Below are 17,342 nucleotides of genomic sequence, written 5' to 3'. Positions count from 1 at the left end.
TTTAGCCATGAACTCTGCCCTCCACACTTCAGCCCTGACCTCCTTGCCCCTGCTGGCCCGTGGCAAGGTGCGCGACAACTACGCGGTGGGTGACGACCGCATCTTGATGGTGGCGTCGGACCGCATCAGCGCGTTCGACGTGATCATGGGCGAGCCGATTCCTGGCAAAGGGGTGTTGCTGACGCAAATGGCGTTGTTCTGGTTCGACCAACTCGGCCCCAAAGGCCTGAACATTTGCCCCATTCACCTGACGGGCGACGCCCCTGAGAGCGTGGTGAGCGCAGAAGAGGTGCCCCAGGTTGTCGGTCGCTCCATGCTGGTCAAGCGCCTCAAACCCATCCCGGTCGAGGCGGTGGTGCGCGGTTATCTGGCCGGCAGCGGCTGGAAGGAATACCAGGACAACCAAGCCGTGTGCGGCGTGAAACTGCCCGCGGGCCTGAAAAACGCCAGCCGCCTGCCCGAGCCCATCTACACGCCTGCCGCCAAAGCGGCGGTGGGTGAGCACGACGAAAACATCACCTTCGAGCAAACCGTGGCCATGATCGGCGTCGACTTGGCCACCCGCATCCGCGACATCAGCATTCAGCTTTACAAAGCGGCGCGTGACATCGCGGCCACCAAGGGCATCATCATTGCCGACACCAAGTTCGAGTTTGGCCTGGATGCCGATGGCACGCTGGTGTTGATGGACGAGGTGTTGACGCCCGATTCATCGCGTTACTGGCCTGCCGACAGCTATGTGGAAGGCGCTAACCCGCCCAGTTACGACAAACAGTTTTTGCGCGACTGGCTGGAAACCGCCCAGATCAACGGCAAGCCCTGGGACAAAACCCCGCCTGCACCTCGCTTGCCGCGAGAGGTGATCGAGAAAACGGCTGCCAAATACGAAGAAGCCATGACCAAGCTGATGGCCTGAAGCAGGAGGTCACAAGACGCCTGGCGATGAGTCGGTCCTTGGGGCTTGAAACAAAAGGAGACACCCGCATGAGTTTTTTCCGATCCGCTTCAGCACTGATGGTGCAGTACGCCCACTACCACCGCGACCGGCGCAACATTGCCACCCATTTGCTGGGGGTGCCCCTGATCTTCATGGCCATTGCCATGATGCTGACCCAGCCGACCTGGGCGTGGGGCGAGTGGGCGCTGACACCGGCTTGGTGCCTGTGGGGGCTGACGAGTCTGTGGTATCTGACCCGGGGTGCTTTGCTGCTGGGCGTGGCCACCAGCCTCGTCAATGGCCTGCTGGTCGCTTGCGCTCATGGCTTGGTGCCCTGGGCCGCAGCCGCTGGGCTGCTGGCCTGGCAGGCGGGCTTGGGCTTGTTTGTGATCGGCTGGATCATCCAGTTTGTCGGGCATTACTTCGAGGGCAAAAAACCCGCCTTTGCCGACGACATCGTGGGTTTGCTGGTCGGCCCCATGTTTGTGGTGGGCGAGGTGCTCATGGCCATCGGCCTGCTGGCGTCCATGCGCATGGACATCGAACGCCAAGCGGGGCCTGCACACTGACGGCTTGGCCGCGAGAGGGCAGCGACCGGTTGTGCAGTGTGTGGCAGCCCCGCCCCGGGGCGACGGTGTTTTTGTAGGAGCCCCGCCCTCGGGGCGATGGGGGGTGGTCTGCGAGGGTTATCGCGACGAGGGCGTCGTTCCTACAGGGGGATTGCCTGCATTTTGTGGGAGCCCCGCCCTCGGGGCGATGGGGGGTGGTCTGCGAGGGTTATCGCGACGAGTGCGTCGCTCATACAGGGGGATTGCCTGCATTTTGTAGGAGCCCCGCCCTCGGGGCGATGGGTAGTGGTCTGCGAGGGTTATCGCGACGAGGGCGTCGCTCCTACAGGGGGATTGCCTGCATTTTGTGGGAGCCTCGCCCCTGAGGCGATGGTGTTTTTGTAGGAGCCCCGCCCTCGGGGCGATGGGGGGTGGTCTGCGAGGGTTATCGCGACGAGGGCGTCGCTCCTACAGGGGGGGTGCCTGCATTTTGTGGGAGCCTCGCCCCCGGGGCGATGTCGTTCAGTTCAGCGCCATGCTCAGCTTGCGGCGGTAGCTGGAGATCATGGCCAACAGGGGGTCTTCTTGCAGCGCGGCTTTGCCCATCAACTCGATGCCGCCGGCGGATTTGCCGGTGGCGTCTTGCGTTTTGGGCTTGGGCGGGGTCATCAGCTCCAGCAGGGCGACAAAGGTTTTGCGGGGGGCTTCGTTGTCCCACTTCTTGTCGCGCATGATGATTTCGAGCAATTCGTCCATGGCCGCTTCCCATTGGCCCACGGCGATCAAGAGACGGCTTTTGGCAAAGCGGCTTTCAAAATCACGTTTGTTGTGGGCGATCAAGGCGTCAAACTGGTCCAAGTCCCACTGACCACGCGGGTCGGTGGTCACAAATTCCAGGGCATTGAGCCACTGGGTTTGTGCCTCAAAGCGCAGGGGCACCGGGATGCGGGCCATGGCCGGGGCCAGCAAGGCGGCGGCTTCGGCCAATTCACCGTGTCCGATCAGCAGTTTGACCAAGTCAAAGCGGGCATCGTCGTTGCCAGGGTCGGTGGCCAGGGCCTGCTCCAGGGCTGCGCGGGCGCTGAGTGCATCGCCTGCCTCCAGGTGCTGGTGGGCTTCTTCCGCTGCGGCTTGGGCTTGCAGCTCGCCTTCGGCGGGCAGGTGTTTGTCCAGGAACTGCTTGACCTGTCCCTCGGGCAAGGCACCCATGAAGCCATCGACCGGCTGGCCGTTCATCAGCAGCACGCAAGTCGGGATGCTTTTGATGCCAAAGGCTTGGGCCAGTTGCTGTTCTTCGTCCGAATTGATCTTGACCAGCTTGAAGCGGCCTTCATAGGCGGTCTCGACCCGCTCCAGGATGGGGCCCAGCGATTTGCAGGGGCCGCACCATGGGGCCCAAAAGTCCACCAGCACGGGCGTGGTCATGGAGGCTTCAATCACCTCGGCTTCAAAATTTTGTATCGTGACGTCCATCATGGCGGGCAGTGTTCCGGGTTGTGTTTCAAACCCACGCGGGGTGAAACCTTAAAATTCAAGATTGATCACGAAAAGCACCCAATGACTCAAGCGCTCATCGGCGTCGTCATGGGTTCCAGCTCCGACTGGGACACCATGCAGCACGCAGTCCAGATTCTCCAACAGTTTGGCATCCCTCACGATGCCCGCGTGGTTTCGGCCCACAGAATGCCCGACGATATGTTTGCCTATGCACAAACAGCGGCCGAGCGCGGCTTGCAGGCCATCATCGCGGGCGCGGGCGGCGCAGCCCATTTGCCCGGCATGATCGCGGCCAAGACGGTGGTGCCGGTGCTGGGCGTGCCGGTGCAGACCAAGGCCTTGTCGGGTGTGGATTCGCTGCACAGCATTGTGCAAATGCCCAAGGGCGTGCCGGTGGCCACCTTTGCCATTGGCGCAGCCGGTGCGGCCAATGCCGCCCTGTTTGCCGTGGCCATGTTGGCCAACAACGACCCTGCTCTGCGTCAAAAGCTCGAAGCTTTTCGCGCCGAACAAACCGCCATGGCCCGCGCCATGACCTTGCCCCCGGTAGGTGCCGCATGAACAAGCCCCTGAACAAGAAGCTTCACAAAGTGATGTTGCCTGGCGCAATCGTCAACGGCCAGCCCGCCACCTTGGGCGTGATGGGCGGCGGACAGCTTGGCCGCATGTTCGTGCACGCAGCGCAGTCCATGGGGTATTTCACCGCCGTGCTCGACCCCGACACCGCCAGTCCGGCCGGGCTGGTGAGCCACCACCACATCCAGACCGATTACTTGGACGAGCAAGGCTTGGCCCAGCTGATGCAGCGCTGCGCCGCCATCACCACCGAATTTGAAAACGTGCCCGCGCCCGCGCTGGTCACGCTGGGCGCACACCGCCCGGTGGCCCCGGGTGCCGATGCCGTGGCCATTGCGCAAGACCGCGCGGCCGAAAAAGCCCATTTTGTGGGCTGCGGCGTGCCTGTGGCGCCCCACGCGGTCATCGCCAAGCCAGAGCAATTGGCCGCTCTGAGCGATGAGCTCTTCCCTGGCATCCTCAAGACCGCCCGCATGGGCTACGACGGCAAAGGCCAGATCCGCGTCAAGAGCCGTGAAGAATTGAGCGCCGCCTGGGATCAGCTCAAGAACGTGCCCTGTGTGCTTGAAAAAATGCTGCCCCTCCAAGCCGAATGCTCGGTCATTGTGGCGCGTGGGGCCGATGGGCAGATGGTGAATTTCCCGGTCCAGCTGAACCTGCACCGCGAAGGCATTTTGGCCTTGACCAGCGTGTACGAAGGCGCTGTGCCCACCCACTTGGCCGCGCAGGCCGTGGCCGCCACCCGTGCCATTGCCGAAGGCCTGCATTACGTGGGCGTGCTGTGTGTGGAGTTTTTCATCCTCGAAGGCGGCCAGTTGGTCGTCAACGAGATGGCACCGCGCCCACACAACAGCGGTCACTACACGCTGAACGCTTGCGACCAGTCGCAGTTTGAGCTGCAGGTGCGCACGCTGGCGGGTTTGCCGCTCACGCAGCCACGCCAGCATTCCCCGTCCATCATGCTCAACCTGCTGGGTGATTTGTGGACCGAAAACGGTGCACCCGCTTGGGACGCCGTTCTGGCGCTGCCCGGCACGCATTTGCACCTGTACGGCAAGTTGTCGGCCAGGCCCGGTCGCAAGATGGGGCACCTGAACATCACCGGTGCCACGCCTGAGGCGGTTCGCGCCACGGCCTTGCAAGCGGCGGCCTTGCTCGGCATTGAAGCGTTCTGAAATGATCTTGACGGCAGACGAACACGCCATTTCGCAGGCGGCACGCGCCCTGCGTGACGGCCAATTGGTGGGCCTGCCCACTGAGACGGTGTACGGCTTGGCAGCCAATGCCACCGACGATGCGGCCGTGGCCCAGATTTTTGTGGCCAAAGGCCGTCCGGCCGATCATCCGCTGATCGTGCATGTGGCCAGCGCCGCGCAGGTGCCGTTCTTTGCCGCACAGGTGCCCGAATTTGCGCAGCGCTTGATCGATACTTTTTGGCCCGGCCCCTTGACCTTGATCCTGCCGCGTCAAAGCGGCGTGGCCACGGCCTCGGCGGGTGGGCAAGACTCGATTGGTTTGCGCTGCCCGTCGCACCCGGTTGCTCAGCAACTGTTGCAAGCCTGTGCGGTCTTGGGTGTGCAAGGCGTGTCAGCGCCCAGCGCCAACCGTTTTGGCCGCGTGAGCCCAACCACTGCGGCGCATGTGCAGTCCGAACTGGGCCAAGACTTGCTGATTCTGGACGGTGGCGAGTGCGCGGTGGGCATTGAGTCCACCATCATCGACTGCACACGCGGCGAGCCGGTGCTGCTGCGCCCCGGGCACATCACCCGAGTGCAGATTGAAGCGGTTTGCGGCCGAACGGTGCTGGACAAGGACGCGCCACAGGAGGTGATGGGCCAAGCCGCCCCACGCGCCTCGGGCACGCTCGAATCGCACTACGCGCCGCGTGCCAAAGTGCGCTTGATGTTGGCGCAAGACATCGACGCCAAGCTGTTGGCCCTGGGTCCGCATGCCAACAACCTGGGGGTGTGGTCGGCTCAACGCCCTGACGCCGGCGCAGGTGTTGTCTGGCGCGAACAGCCCACAAGCGCTGAACAGGCCGCGCATGATCTGTTCAGCGTCTTGCGCGATCTGGACGCACGGGGGGTGACACAAATATGGGTGCAGCTGCCGCCCGACACACCCGAGTGGGAAGGCGTGCGTGACCGATTGCAGCGGGCAGCGGCTTGAGGCTTTTGCCTTCTTCAAAATAACAAGGCCCGCACTGAGCGGGCCTTGTTGTGTGGGGCTTGGGTGTTTACTTCACCAAGTCAAACACCTTTTTGGCCTCGTAATGGCAAAACGGTGGCTCGTAAGTGCCGTGGTAGTTGCCGTAATAAGTGGCAGGGTTGTTCGATTTGATGGCACTGTAGTTGGCTTCAATGAACATATCGACATCGACCGAGGTCACATTGCTCAGGTTTTTGTCATCAAAGGCTTTCTTCATGACGTCTTGGTGTATGGCCGGTGGCACGGTGGGGTCGCCACTGCCGCCGCACAGCATGAGTTGTGACTTGGGCGTCCAGTCCAGCAAGTCGTTCTTTTTGGCGGCCAGGAAGGTGGCATTGTTGGGATTGGTCAAGATGTCGCTGCTGAATGCTGATTGAAACAGGGCATCGCGGGCTTGGTTGGGTGTTTCTCCATTGATGCCCGGCAGCTTTTCGCTGGTCACCAGCGTGGTGTAGTTCAGCGTGGAGTTAGGCAGCAAGCCTTCAATCCAGTCGGCGTAGGGGGCCTTGAAGGCAGTTTTGACATCGCTGTACAGATTGCCGTAAATCTTTTGCCAGGCCGTCACCAGATAAGGCACAAAGAACTGGTAACCCGCAATGGCCTCTGTGAGTTTCATGGAGCCCGACAGGTTGTACGGTCCAGCCAAGTGCGCTCCAGCCACCACGTTGATCTCGGTGGACAGGTTTTTCTCAATGGCACGGTGTGCGGCCATGGAGGCGTGACCCCCTTGTGAGTAGCCGGTCAGCATGACTTTGCCATTGAGGCTGGCCCCTTGTGATGCCACGGCGTTGCGAGCGGCGCGAATCGAGTCAATGACCGAGGTTGCTTCGGAGTCTGCGTGCAGGTAGGGGTGGAAGCTGTAGTTGGATTTGGCAAATCCCAGGTAGTCGGTCGCCACCACGGCATAGCCCTGACTGGCGTACATGGCAGCCAGCAAGAAGGTTTCGCCATCTGCCGGGTTGGCCAGTGTGCGGGGCTTTTGCACGTCAGTGCCCTTGGCATAGGCCACCAAAGGCGCTGCGGCGGTGCAACCTGCACCCGTGGGCAGCAACAAAACGCCAGAGGCGTTAGAACTTTCGCCCTTGACGCCGGGTGTCACGTAGTTGAGAGAAACCACCTTGACATCACATTTGGCTGGGCCACTCAAGTTCACCAGAGGACCACTGTCGAATTGAGATTTGGTCAGTGTGGCCAGCAAAACCGGGTTATCGAGCAGTGCGCCATGTGGCGAATCGCTGCCGCCGCAAGCGGCGAGCAAGGCCGCGCCCAAAATCGAGATGCCGAACTTCAATGTTTTCATGGGGTGTCTCCATTGGATTTAAAAGAACAATCGTTCTTTTTTCACTTTAGTGCAGTGATGGCTTTCAAACCATGGGGTATTTACCGATCTGCCAGCGATCGAAGGGGTCAGGAGTCACCGATAGCGCAGCTTCATCACCAAAATCATCAGCGCCAAGCTGGTGGTGATGACGTTGGCGATGATGATGGGCCAGGCGGTGAGCAAGATGCCGTAGACCAGCCACAGTGCCACGCCCACGGTGAACAGGCTGTACATGCTCAAGGAGATGCCGCTCACGTCACGGGTTCGAAAGGTGTGCCAGGCCTGTGGCACAAAGCTGGCGGTGGTCAAGATGGCGGCCAAAGAGCCGACCCAGTCAATCAGGTTCATGTTCAGTCGTGTGTGGGGGGGAAGGACAAGGGCTTGCGGTCAAGGGCGTGGCGCTGGCGTGCGTTCTCGTGCGGCGGCAGGCGAGAGGCGGCTGGTCGTGTTTGTGGTGTTTTTCTCTTGGTCGCGCACGGTCCATTCGAGCAGCTGGTCGAGTGCCGCCCGCGCCTGGTGGGCGTTGGGGTGGTGCAGCACGGCCACCAAGGTGTAGCGCTGTCCGCTTTGGCCCTGCACATAACCGGCCACCGAGGCCACATCGCGCAACGAGCCGGTTTTGAGCCAGGCGTTGCCGATCACGGGCGATTGGGGGCTGCGCTCTTTCAGGCGGGCGGCGGTGCCATCCACCCCGGCAATGGCCAGCGAGTCGACAAAGTGCCTGGCGTGCGGGCTGGCATTTGCGGCCTGCAGCAAGGCGGTCAGGGCCTGCGCCGTGCTGCGCTCGCTGCGCGACAGACCGGAGCCGTTGTCCAGCACCGGCTCATCGTGTCCGGCAAAGCCCTGTCGCCACCATTGCGACAGGCGCAAGCGCGAGGCCTCAAACCGCCCAGGCGAGCCCATCTCGCTCGACAGCGTCAGGTACAGCTGCTGCGCCATCACGTTGTTTGAGAATTTATTGATGTCTTTGATGATCTCGGACAAGGGCAAGGAGGGCGCATCCAGCAGCAGCTTGGCCGATGCAGGGCGAGTGCCGTAGCGCACCTGTCCCGTGAGCTGCCCGCCTGCTGCCTGCCACAGGGCCTGCATGACACGCGGCGCATAGGCCTCGGGTTCGGGGTAGGCCACGGGCCATTCGCGTTCGCCGCAGCTGGTCGGGTAACGGCCTGCAAACTTCACCTGCTGCGGCTGGCTGAAGTCGGCCTGCAGCTGGCGACGCCAGTCGCTGCACGGGGCTTGGCTGAGTGGCAGTTGCATCGGGGCAGAAAAACCCGCCAGCGGTGGTTCAAAGCGCACCTGCACCTGACCGCTGGCAGCGTTGGGCGTGAACTTGTAAACCACCGCCTTGAAATTGAGCAACAGCCCATCTGGCCCCACGTTGTAGGGCCGCAGCGGTTCGTCGTCGAAGGGCTCACTGCGTTCGCGCACGTCAAACACGCTGCGGTCCAGCACGATGTCCCCGCGCACCTCGCGCACGCCCGCCGCCCGAACTTGCGCCAGCAGCTCTTGCAGACGCTCGACCACCAGTTTGGGGTCTCCGCTGCCGCGCACGACCAGGTTGCCCTGGAGCACGCCATCGCGCAAGGTGCCATCGGTGTACACCCGGTTGCGCCAGACGTGATCAGGCCCCAGCAGGCTCAAACCCGCATAGGTGGTGAACAGCTTCATGACCGAGGCCGGGTTGACGCTGGCTTGCGCGTGGTGCAACAAGTGCCGTTGCTGGGCGTTGCTGGACGCGGCACCATTGGGCAGTGGGGCGATGAGCACGCTCAGGGCCGAAGGGGGGACTTGGGCCTTTTGCAGTGTTTGCAGGACATCCTTGGGCAGCGTGGCTTGGGCAGTAGTTTGCGCATGGGCAGGCCAGAACAAGGCGGTACTCAGCGCCAAGGCTGCACAGCCAGCCAGGGCCAGGGTGAACAAAAATGGGCGCTTGGCGCGGGAGCGGGTCATCGGGCGAGTCTAACGGGGACCGGTTCGATCAATGGCGATACAGCTCGCACCTGTGCAGCGGCCCCGTATGATTCGGGCCATGCGATTTTCTTCAAAAACTGTGGGCCTGGCTTCGGCGGTCATCACGGTGCTCATCTGGACCGGTTTCATTGTCATTGCGCGTGCCTCGGCGTCCCGGGGCTTGTTGCCTTTGGACATCGCGTTTGCGCGTGTTTTGGGGGCCAGCGCTGTTTTGCTGCCTTGGGCTTGGTGGCTCATGCGACCGGCGCGGCAAGCCGGGCAACAGGTGGGGTCTTTGTGGGGCTTGTCGCCCCTGCCTTTGCGCCCCACGGTGCAAACGGGGGTGTTGGGGGGATTTTTGTACGCCATCTTGGCTTACACCGGGTTTTTTTACGCGCCGGCCTCGCATGCCTCGGTGCTCATGCCGGGCAGCTTGCCTTTGTGGACCACCTTGCTGGCTTGGCTGTTCTTGCGTGAAAAAGTGTCGGCTGTGCGGGCGGTGGGCCTGGGCTTTATTGTGCTGGGCGATGTGTTGGTGGGCGGAGCCAGCTTGCTCATGGCTTTTGACGGCGGCGAGGTCTGGAAGGGCGATTTGCTGTTCATGGCGGCAGGCCTGTGCTGGGCCAGTTACAGCGTGATGGTGCGCCGCCACGGCTTCGATGCGGTGCGGGCCACCATGGCCATCACGGCATTTGCCTTTGTGTGTTTTGTGCCCTTGTTTCTTGTGTTGGTGGGTTTGTCGATTCTGCCCACGCATCTGCACCAGACCCCCTGGTCCGAAATTTTGTTCCAGGCCGTCTTTCAGGGTGTGGGCTCGGTGGTCATTTCGGGCATCACCTTCACCCAGATGGTGCGCCACTACGGTCCGGTGCGCTCGACCATGATCACCGCGCTGGTGCCGGGCTTGTCGGCTTTGGGGGCGGTGTGGTTTTTGGGGGAGCCCTTGCATTGGAATTTGCTGATCGGGCTGGCGCTGGTGACCAGTGGGATTTTGTTTGGCGTGCGCCAGGCCAAGCCAGCGGTCGTTTCGCCGGGAGCCGTTTCATCCGGGAGCAAGCCATGAGCACTCAGCCAAAAGAATGGCGTTGGTTGGCCTTTGACACCAGCACCGATGTGCTGTCTTTGGCGGTGGCCCGAGGTGATCGGGTTTGGACGCAAACCCTGCCCGGTGGCGCACAGGCTTCGAGTGGCTTGATTCCCGCTGTGCTGGCCATGTTGGCCGAGGCCGACATGCCGCTGGCGTCGCTTGATGCGATCGTGTTTGGCCGGGGGCCGGGCTCGTTCACGGGTTTGCGCACGGCCTGTGCCGTGGCCCAGGGTCTGGCGTTTGGGGCCGATTTGCCCGTTTTGCCGGTGGATACTTTGCTGGCCGTGGCCGAAGAGGCCCGCTTTGCGCAGTGCCAAGCCGGGCACCTGCCGCCCGATGCGCCGTTGACGGTGCTGGCCATGCTCGATGCACGCATGGATGAGGTGTACAGCGCGGCTTACCTTTGGCAGCCTTCGTCCGAGGTGGATGGGCCAGATCAAGGCCACTGGCAAGAGGCGTCCCCTTTGCAGGTCAGTGCCCCAGAAAAAATCCACCTACCGCAGGGCAAAGCTGTGTTGTTGGCAGGCAATGCCTTGGCCGTTTATGGCGCACGGCTGCCGCAAGGCCGGCATGAAGTGGCTTTGCCCACGGCCGCCGCTTTGCTGCGTTTGGCCCCCGATTTGTGGGCGAAGGGGCTGGCTGTGCCGGCCGATCAGGCCATGCCCTTGTACATCCGTGACAAAGTGGCCAACACCACCGCCGAGCGTGAGGCCATGAAAGCCCAAGCTGCGAGCGCCAAAGCGGCCCCCCAGGCATGACGGGCCCAGACATGAAGCCAGATGCCCCACCACGGCAGGCCCCACCATCGCAGGCCATGCGCGATGCGGTCACTCTGGCCCCCATGACGCAAGACGACCTCGATGCCGTCATGGCCATTGAGCAAAGCGCTTACAGCCATCCTTGGTCACGCGGCAATTTTCGGGATTCGATCAACCCCTTGTTTGAGGCCCAATGCCTGTGGCTCGATGACGAGTTGCTGGGTTACTTTTTGGCCATGCGCGGTTTTGAAGAAATGCATTTGCTCAACATCACCGTCGCCCCGGCACGCCAAGGCCAAGGTTGGGGCCACATGATGCTGGAGGCCTTGTCGCTGTGGTCGCGCCAAGAAGGTGCCCAATGGCTGTGGCTGGAGGTGCGCCAAAGCAACCAGCGCGCCTTGCAGGTCTACCAGCGCTATGGATTCAGGCAGATCAGCATCCGCAAGGATTACTATCCCGCAGGTCGCCAGCAGCGTGAACACGCGGTGGTGATGAGTTTGAAACTGTGAGCCCCAACATGAGCGACCCGACCCGATTCGACCTGGACGACCGCCAACGCGCCATGCTGGCCGAAATGGGTGTGCGCGTGTGGTGGCCCAAAGCCGATGCCGAGCCTGCGCCTCCCCCGGCGCACAGCGCACAGACTGTCTCCACGCCCAAAGCCGCTTCTCAGGCGCTTGCCCCTTTGGCCGTTTCACCGCTTGGGGACGCCGCACCCGAATCGCTGCCCGAGCGCCCAGCGCGGCCTGACGTGCCTCCAAAGCGGGTGTTGCCGGTCACGGCCGCCCCCTTGGGCGCAGTGCCCTCAGAGCGCCCGCCCTTGCCCCCAGGCTTGGCCGAGATGGATTGGTCGGGCCTGGAGGCCGCGGTCAGCGGCTGCAAAGCTTGTGCCCTGTGCGCTTCAGGCAAGCCCCCCATGTTGGGCGTTGGACGAGCCAAAGCCGCGTGGCTGGTCGTGGGGGACCCGCCCAGCGAGCAAGACGAAGAAACGGGGCAGGTTTTTGCGGGCCCTGAAGGCGTGTTGCTGGACAACATGCTGAAGGCGGTGGGGGCGCGCCGCGCAGCTGGGACAGCGACCGGGGCCGTGCCAGTGGACGGCTTGGCCCTGACCGAGGCGCACCTGACGAGCGCAGTCAAGTGCCGCCCCCCGAATGGGCGTAACCCCGAGCCGGGTGAGTTGGCGGTTTGCGCCGCGTACTTGTCCCGGCAAGTTGCATTGGTGCAACCCCAAGTTATTTTGGCCATGGGCCGATTTGCCATTCAGTCCCTGTTGGGCAGCACCGAGCCCATGGGCAAGCTGCGGGGCCGCTTGCACGACTACCAAGGGGTGCCGGTGGTGGTGACCTACCCCCCTTCAAGCTTGCTGCGCAACCCGGCGGACAAAGCCAAAGCCTGGGCCGATTTGGTGCTGGCGCTTCAGGTGGTCAAAGGTTAAAAATCGGGGGTCTTTGAACAGCGACCGAGGCGTCAAGTGCTTGTCTCCTCGGTCGATTCAGCACTGACTTGGTCCGTTCTCAGTCCAAGCTGCCCATGGCCTCGCCCATGACGATGGGCCGGGTGGCTGTCCAGTCCTTGTTGAACTGCATCACACCTTGGGGGAACAGCATGACCACGGTGGAGCCCAGCAAAAAGCGGCCCATCTCTTCGCCTTGCGCCAGGGCGATGTTGCCCATTTCATAAGTCCATTCCCGGATCTGGCCAGCGCGTGGCGGGTTCACCACCCCGTGCCACACGGTGGCCATGCTGCCCACGATGGTCGCGCCCACCAGCACCATGACAAACGGGCCGTGCTCGCCTTCAAACACGCAGACCACCCGCTCGTTGCGCGCAAACAGGCCGGGCACGCCCCGTGCCGTGGTCGGATTGACCGAAAACAAATCGCCCGGCACGTAAATCATGCGGGTCAAGCGCCCGGCACACGGCATGTGGATGCGGTGGTAGTCGCGGGGGCTCAGGTACAGCGTGGCAAATTTACCATCCTGAAACTGCGCCGCCAGCGCCGCATCACCGCCCACCAGGGCGCGTGTGCTGTAGCGGTGGCCCTTGGCCTGAAACACCTGGTCGCCAGAAATCGGGCCGCACTGGCTGATGGCCCCGTCCACCGGACTCACGAAAGCAGCATCGGCCAGGGGCCGTGCGCTGGCCTTGAGCGGGCGTGTGAAAAATTCGTTGAAGCTCTTGTAGCTGGCCGTGTCCGGGTTGGCCGCTTCGCTCATGTTCACGTTGTAGCGCTTGACGAACCAGTTGATGATGCCGGTCGTTGTGCCCCCCCACTGGCTGCCCGCCACCCAGCCCGCAAAGGCGGTCAAGGCTTGTTTGGGAATCAGGTACTGCGGCAAAACCGCCAAGCGGTCAGAAAAGGAGCTGGACATGTGGGGGCCGCCGGGGCGGTTCAGAAGAAGGGCTTGATTTTATCGGGCAGCCCAGCTGGCTTTGCCGCAGGTCCATGTCGGGGCTGAAGCCGCCGACCTACAGATATCCCCGTAGGTCGGTACCTTCAGGTCCGACAGTGTCCACTGTGGCGCAGGTCCATGTCGGGGCTAAAGCCGCCGACCTACAGATATCCCCGCAGGTCGGTACCTTCAGGTCCGACAATGTCCACTGTGGCGCAGGTCCATGTCGGGGCTAAAGCCGCCGACCTACAGATATCCCCGTAGGTCGGTACCTTCAGGTCCGGCAATGTCCGCTGTGCCGCAGGTTCATGTCGGGGCTGAAGCCGCCGACCTGCAGATATCCACCGTAGATCGGTACCTTCAGGTCCGACAATGTCCGCTGTGCCGCAGGTCCATGTCGGGGCTGAAGCCGCCGACCTACAGATATCCCCGTACGTCGGTACCTTCAGGTCCGACAATGTCCGCTGTGGCGCAGGTCCATGTCCGGGCTGAAGCCGCCGACCTACAGATATCCCCGTAGGTCGGTAGCTTCAGCTCCGACAATGTCCACTGTGCCGCAGGTCCATGTCGGGGCTGAAGCCGCCGACCTGCAAATACCGCCCGGGGGCAGGGCACAATCCGGGCATGAACACCCCTTTGCTTTCGGTCGAACACCTGGTCAAACGCTATGGCGACACCACGGTGGTCAACGACCTGTCTTTTCACATCCAGCCCGGTGAATGCCTGGGCGTGATCGGCCCCAACGGCGCGGGCAAAACCACCACGCTGCGCATGTGCCTGGGCCTGTCGCAGCCTGATGGCGGTGAAATCCGTTATTTCGACGGGTTGCAAATGCCCCAAGACGCCTTGGCCATCAAAGCCCGCTTGGGCGTGGTGGCGCAGATGGACACGCTGGACCCGGACTTCACGGCGGAAGAAAACCTGCTGGTCTTTGGCCGCTACTTTGGCTTGCCTGACGCCGTGATTCGCGAACGCATTCCCCAGTTGCTCGAATTCGGCGCGCTCAGCCACAAAGCCAAAGCCAAACCGGGCGAGTTGTCGGGCGGCATGAAGCGGCGCTTGAGTCTGGCCCGCGCCCTCATCAACCACCCGCAGCTTTTGATGCTGGACGAGCCCACCACGGGCCTGGACCCGCAGGCGCGACACCTCATGTGGGAGCGCTTGCAGGTGCTGCTGCAAGAGGGTAAATCCATCTTGCTGACCACCCATTTCATGGACGAAGCCGAGCGCTTGTGCAGTCGCCTGTTGGTGCTGGACCAAGGCCGCAAAATCGCCGAAGGCAAACCCCGCGATTTGATTGCCGAGCACTTGGAGCCCGAAGTGGTCGAGGTGTTTGGCCAAGGCGCAGTCGCGCTGGCACAAGAAGCTGGCCTGAAAGCGCTGGCTGGGCGGGTGGAGGTCAGCGGCGAAACGGTGTTTTTCTACACCAGAAGCAACCACCACCAAGAACGATGGTTTGAAGGTTCTTTGACTTATCTAAGTTGTTGATTTCATTCACATCACATCCTTTTGCATGAGTTGGAGATTGTGGTTAAAATCAGTGAAGCACCCACCCTTTTTTAACCACTTTCAAACACCACAGATGAGCTCTTCAGCCTACCCAAAGCGAAAGCATCTCACCATCATAGAGAAGAACGGAAGGACCTACTTTAAGGTTCAGTTCAACAAGACGAAGTTAGGGCTGAAGGTGAACAAGACCTTCAGCAAGTATGCAGATGCCATAGAACTCATTCAAGCTTGTGAGAACAAGTATGGAGCAATGACCGTCAAGGGTTTGGTTGACACAGAATCCGAACAGTACAAAACACTGGAACAGTTCATGCTGGACCCGCCAATTGATACCTACTTGAGCAAATACATTGACAGGTACATTGACCCGAAATATGCTCACTTGGACGAGAGAAAACCAGAAGACAAATACAAGCTCAGACAAAAGCAAAGCACACTAGGAATGCTTGATATTTGTCTTAATACAGAAATAAACCACGAAGTTGATTCACAGTTTAAAATCAGCAAAGCCCATTGGAATGAAACAATAAGAACAACCATTGGAATGCTCAAACCAAGTGAACTCAAAAACTCAGATATCAACAGCCTAGTTATTGCCCTGAAAGCAAAAGGGATGAAGCCCATTTCAATCAGCACATATCTGAGCAGAGCTAGTGTTTTTTGGAAGAAACTTCATACCTTCAACAGTGATTTGGGAAATCTTCCCAATCCTTGGTTGATGTATGACAAAGATATCTTGACCAACGGAAATAAAATTTTCAGGAAAAAACCATTCCGTTTTAATCACGACATTCTTAAACGACTGGCAAAAGCAATCAAGGGAAAGAACATCAGACCAGTTGTCCACCTCATGTATAAATTGGGATTGAGAAGACAAGAAGCAGTTCTTTTGACCAAAGAGCAGATTTTTGAGAAACCTACCCCGCATATTTACATTCAGTCAAAAAACACAGAACGGATTGTCTATCTCAATGAGCGACAGTACCGATTTATCAAAAGCCTTATCAGAAAGGATTCAGATAGGCTTTTTGATTATGAAGTTTTGGGATTTGATGGTTCATACACCAAAGCTATGGAAAGTGCCAACCTGAATATTAAACAGCACGATTACAGAAAAGACTACATCAGCAGAATGATTGAGCAGGTAGGGATTTCAAACAGTATTTTGCTGAGCCAGCTTTTGGGGCATTCAACACCAAGGGCAATTGAGAGAATGAGAAATACATTCCCAGAAAGAAAAGCCCAGTTCAGCGACCAATCAGAAGTACTCAAGCAGATTGGACACAGGAACAGCAGAATCACAGCAGAACATTATTATTCAATGAAATGAAAGGCAGAAAATGAGTTCAGCAAATGAAAGAGCAGAAGCCATTTTGATAGTAATCAAAAGAATTCTGAAATGGATTGTCATAGCAGTAGCAGGACTAGCCGGAGCGGTTTTTCTCTTTGTTCAATATTCCGATTGGTCTTTTGAAAGAGATGAAAAAAAGAGATTTGAGAAAGAAGCCAAAGTTGTGGTGAATGCGATTTACCCAGATGGCAAGGACTGCCAAGAAGGTTATCCCTACCTCTACACAGTAGTAAACAACACAAAAGAAACAGTGAGGAGAGTCACCTTCCAAGTAGAGATTAAGAAAAAGGGATTTTCCAGCACATTAAATACAAGGACCGAACTTACAGAAGATAAGATTCTGAAACCCAATGAGGGATATGGTCGGTGTTTTAGGGCAACCTCAAATGAAGACTATGTAAAACCAGTCAAAGAAAAGGATGTTGAAATACATATCGTTGCAAAGTCTGTAGAGTTTGAAAACGAATAATCTTCACAGCACCCAAACAAAAAGCCACCTCATGGTGGCTTTTTATTTGACTTTTTATTTTAAAAAATTAAATTAGGCAAAAAGGGGATTATATGAGCACTGAGAAAAAAGGAATACTAGACCGAATATTAGACGGATTTGGGGGAATATTAAAATTCATTGGGGTAATGATTGGATTCATAATCATTGGCTCGATATTTACGACCTGTTCAATGATGGGAAAGGTGTCTGAAAAAGTTTCACAGCAAGAGGAAAAAATTAAAAGTGTAGCGACAACAAATAGTGAGACAAAATCACCAGCACCAGAAGCACAAACCAACAACACTTCAGTATTAACCGGAAAACTCATTAAAAAAGAAGTAAAGTTTGATGAGTATGGATTTGGCAGAGGAACTATTAATTTAAAGATATCCGTAAAAAATAACACAGATGAACAAATATCAGGATACAAAGTGATATTTCATTTCTACAATCTATTCGGAGATAAAATCACAAGCAACTCATATGAAGGTGATGAAAACATTCAACCAGGAAAAGAAATTATCTTGAATTTAACAAAATCATTTAATTCAAATATGCCAACAAGGTATTCAGAAGAGATAAGCCTAGCCCAATACGAACAATCAAAAATAAAGTTTGCGATTGAAACAGAATCAATAGTAAACAAAGACGGAAAAATAACAAATTATTAAAAACAAAAAGCCACCTTTTGGTGGCTTTTCTAATTTGACAAACACA

18 protein-coding genes are annotated in these 17,342 nt (G+C 58.7%); 13 read left to right on the top strand and 5 right to left on the bottom strand.

Going from position 1 to position 17,342, the window contains the following annotated elements; translation table 11 throughout:
- The first annotated feature begins 7 nt into the window (after positions 1–7).
- A complete protein-coding gene (locus tag B9Z48_RS18340; RefSeq protein WP_089962546.1) occupies positions 8–916 on the top strand; it encodes a phosphoribosylaminoimidazolesuccinocarboxamide synthase in 909 nt (302 codons plus the stop codon).
- Positions 917–984: 68 nt separating this feature from the next.
- A complete protein-coding gene (locus tag B9Z48_RS18335; RefSeq protein WP_108380223.1) occupies positions 985–1,506 on the top strand; it encodes a DUF962 domain-containing protein in 522 nt (173 codons plus the stop codon).
- Between the two features lie 501 nt (positions 1,507–2,007).
- On the opposite strand, the gene trxA is transcribed toward B9Z48_RS18335, so the two are convergent.
- Complete coding sequence (gene trxA / locus B9Z48_RS18330) at positions 2,008–2,961, bottom strand: thioredoxin (protein ID WP_108380222.1); 954 nt, start codon at positions 2,959–2,961, stop codon at positions 2,008–2,010.
- A gap of 81 nt (positions 2,962–3,042) precedes the next feature.
- On the opposite strand from trxA, the gene purE reads away from it, so the two are divergent.
- The 3 genes from purE to B9Z48_RS18315 are packed head-to-tail and all read left to right on the top strand — an operon-like array spanning position 3,043 to position 5,727.
- Entirely contained in the window at positions 3,043–3,543 is a 501-nt protein-coding gene (gene purE, locus B9Z48_RS18325; RefSeq protein ID WP_089962533.1) for a 5-(carboxyamino)imidazole ribonucleotide mutase, read from the top strand.
- 32 nt (positions 3,544–3,575) lie between these two features.
- Complete coding sequence (locus B9Z48_RS18320) at positions 3,576–4,733, top strand: 5-(carboxyamino)imidazole ribonucleotide synthase (protein WP_108380241.1); 1,158 nt, start codon at positions 3,576–3,578, stop codon at positions 4,731–4,733.
- 1 nt (position 4,734) lies between these two features.
- On the top strand, positions 4,735–5,727 hold the full coding sequence (locus B9Z48_RS18315; protein ID WP_089962529.1) for an L-threonylcarbamoyladenylate synthase: 993 nt from the start codon (positions 4,735–4,737) through the stop codon (positions 5,725–5,727).
- 67 nt (positions 5,728–5,794) lie between these two features.
- Here the strand turns inward: B9Z48_RS18315 and B9Z48_RS18310 are convergent, their stop codons facing one another.
- The 3 genes from B9Z48_RS18310 to dacB all read right to left on the bottom strand — a co-directional run bounded on the left by B9Z48_RS18310 (position 5,795) and on the right by dacB (position 9,037).
- Positions 5,795–7,066 (bottom strand): lipase family protein, encoded by a 1,272-nt coding sequence (locus B9Z48_RS18310; RefSeq protein ID WP_089962525.1) that lies wholly within the window; start codon positions 7,064–7,066, stop codon positions 5,795–5,797.
- 114 nt (positions 7,067–7,180) lie between these two features.
- Positions 7,181–7,435 (bottom strand): SemiSWEET transporter, encoded by a 255-nt coding sequence (locus B9Z48_RS18305; protein ID WP_089962521.1) that lies wholly within the window; start codon positions 7,433–7,435, stop codon positions 7,181–7,183.
- Positions 7,436–7,474: 39 nt separating this feature from the next.
- Entirely contained in the window at positions 7,475–9,037 is a 1,563-nt protein-coding gene (gene dacB / locus B9Z48_RS18300; protein ID WP_089962518.1) for a D-alanyl-D-alanine carboxypeptidase/D-alanyl-D-alanine-endopeptidase, read from the bottom strand.
- A 79-nt stretch (positions 9,038–9,116) separates the two neighbouring features.
- Between dacB and B9Z48_RS18295 the strand changes: the two genes are divergently transcribed.
- Genes B9Z48_RS18295 through B9Z48_RS18280 form a run of 4 tightly spaced genes read left to right on the top strand, consistent with a single transcriptional unit; the run spans position 9,117 to position 12,317 of the window.
- Positions 9,117–10,100: a DMT family transporter gene (locus B9Z48_RS18295; RefSeq protein WP_199233550.1), complete on the top strand. Its 984-nt coding sequence runs from the start codon at positions 9,117–9,119 to the stop codon at positions 10,098–10,100.
- On the top strand, positions 10,097–10,882 hold the full coding sequence (gene tsaB, locus B9Z48_RS18290) for a tRNA (adenosine(37)-N6)-threonylcarbamoyltransferase complex dimerization subunit type 1 TsaB (protein WP_089962511.1): 786 nt from the start codon (positions 10,097–10,099) through the stop codon (positions 10,880–10,882). Before B9Z48_RS18295 ends, tsaB begins: the two co-directional genes overlap by 4 nt.
- 56 nt (positions 10,883–10,938) lie before the next feature.
- A complete protein-coding gene (gene rimI, locus B9Z48_RS18285; RefSeq protein ID WP_089962615.1) occupies positions 10,939–11,391 on the top strand; it encodes a ribosomal protein S18-alanine N-acetyltransferase in 453 nt (150 codons plus the stop codon).
- A gap of 8 nt (positions 11,392–11,399) precedes the next feature.
- Complete coding sequence (locus B9Z48_RS18280) at positions 11,400–12,317, top strand: uracil-DNA glycosylase (RefSeq protein ID WP_089962507.1); 918 nt, start codon at positions 11,400–11,402, stop codon at positions 12,315–12,317.
- A 79-nt stretch (positions 12,318–12,396) separates the two neighbouring features.
- On the opposite strand, the gene asd is transcribed toward B9Z48_RS18280, so the two are convergent.
- The gene (gene asd, locus B9Z48_RS18275; RefSeq protein ID WP_108380220.1) at positions 12,397–13,254 is read right to left on the bottom strand and encodes an archaetidylserine decarboxylase; all 858 of its coding nucleotides are present in this window, start codon (positions 13,252–13,254) and stop codon (positions 12,397–12,399) included.
- Positions 13,255–13,899: 645 nt separating this feature from the next.
- Here asd and B9Z48_RS18270 point away from each other — a divergent pair.
- From B9Z48_RS18270 to B9Z48_RS21455, 4 genes are all read left to right on the top strand, one after another.
- Positions 13,900–14,763, top strand: coding sequence for an ATP-binding cassette domain-containing protein (locus B9Z48_RS18270; RefSeq protein WP_108380240.1), 864 nt, complete (start codon positions 13,900–13,902; stop codon positions 14,761–14,763).
- Positions 14,764–14,857: 94 nt separating this feature from the next.
- Complete coding sequence (locus tag B9Z48_RS18265) at positions 14,858–16,114, top strand: tyrosine-type recombinase/integrase (RefSeq protein ID WP_158273314.1); 1,257 nt, start codon at positions 14,858–14,860, stop codon at positions 16,112–16,114.
- A 10-nt stretch (positions 16,115–16,124) separates the two neighbouring features.
- Positions 16,125–16,604: a hypothetical protein gene (locus B9Z48_RS18260; RefSeq protein ID WP_108380218.1), complete on the top strand. Its 480-nt coding sequence runs from the start codon at positions 16,125–16,127 to the stop codon at positions 16,602–16,604.
- 92 nt (positions 16,605–16,696) lie between these two features.
- Entirely contained in the window at positions 16,697–17,296 is a 600-nt protein-coding gene (locus B9Z48_RS21455) for a hypothetical protein (protein WP_146186328.1), read from the top strand.
- Positions 17,297–17,342 lie beyond the last annotated feature (46 nt).

This window comes from Limnohabitans sp. WS1, from assembly GCF_003063265.1.
Lineage (GTDB): Bacteria > Pseudomonadota > Gammaproteobacteria > Burkholderiales > Burkholderiaceae_C > Limnohabitans_A.
Note: the sequence above shows the minus strand (reverse complement) of the source record. Positions and strands in the feature narration are given on the sequence as shown.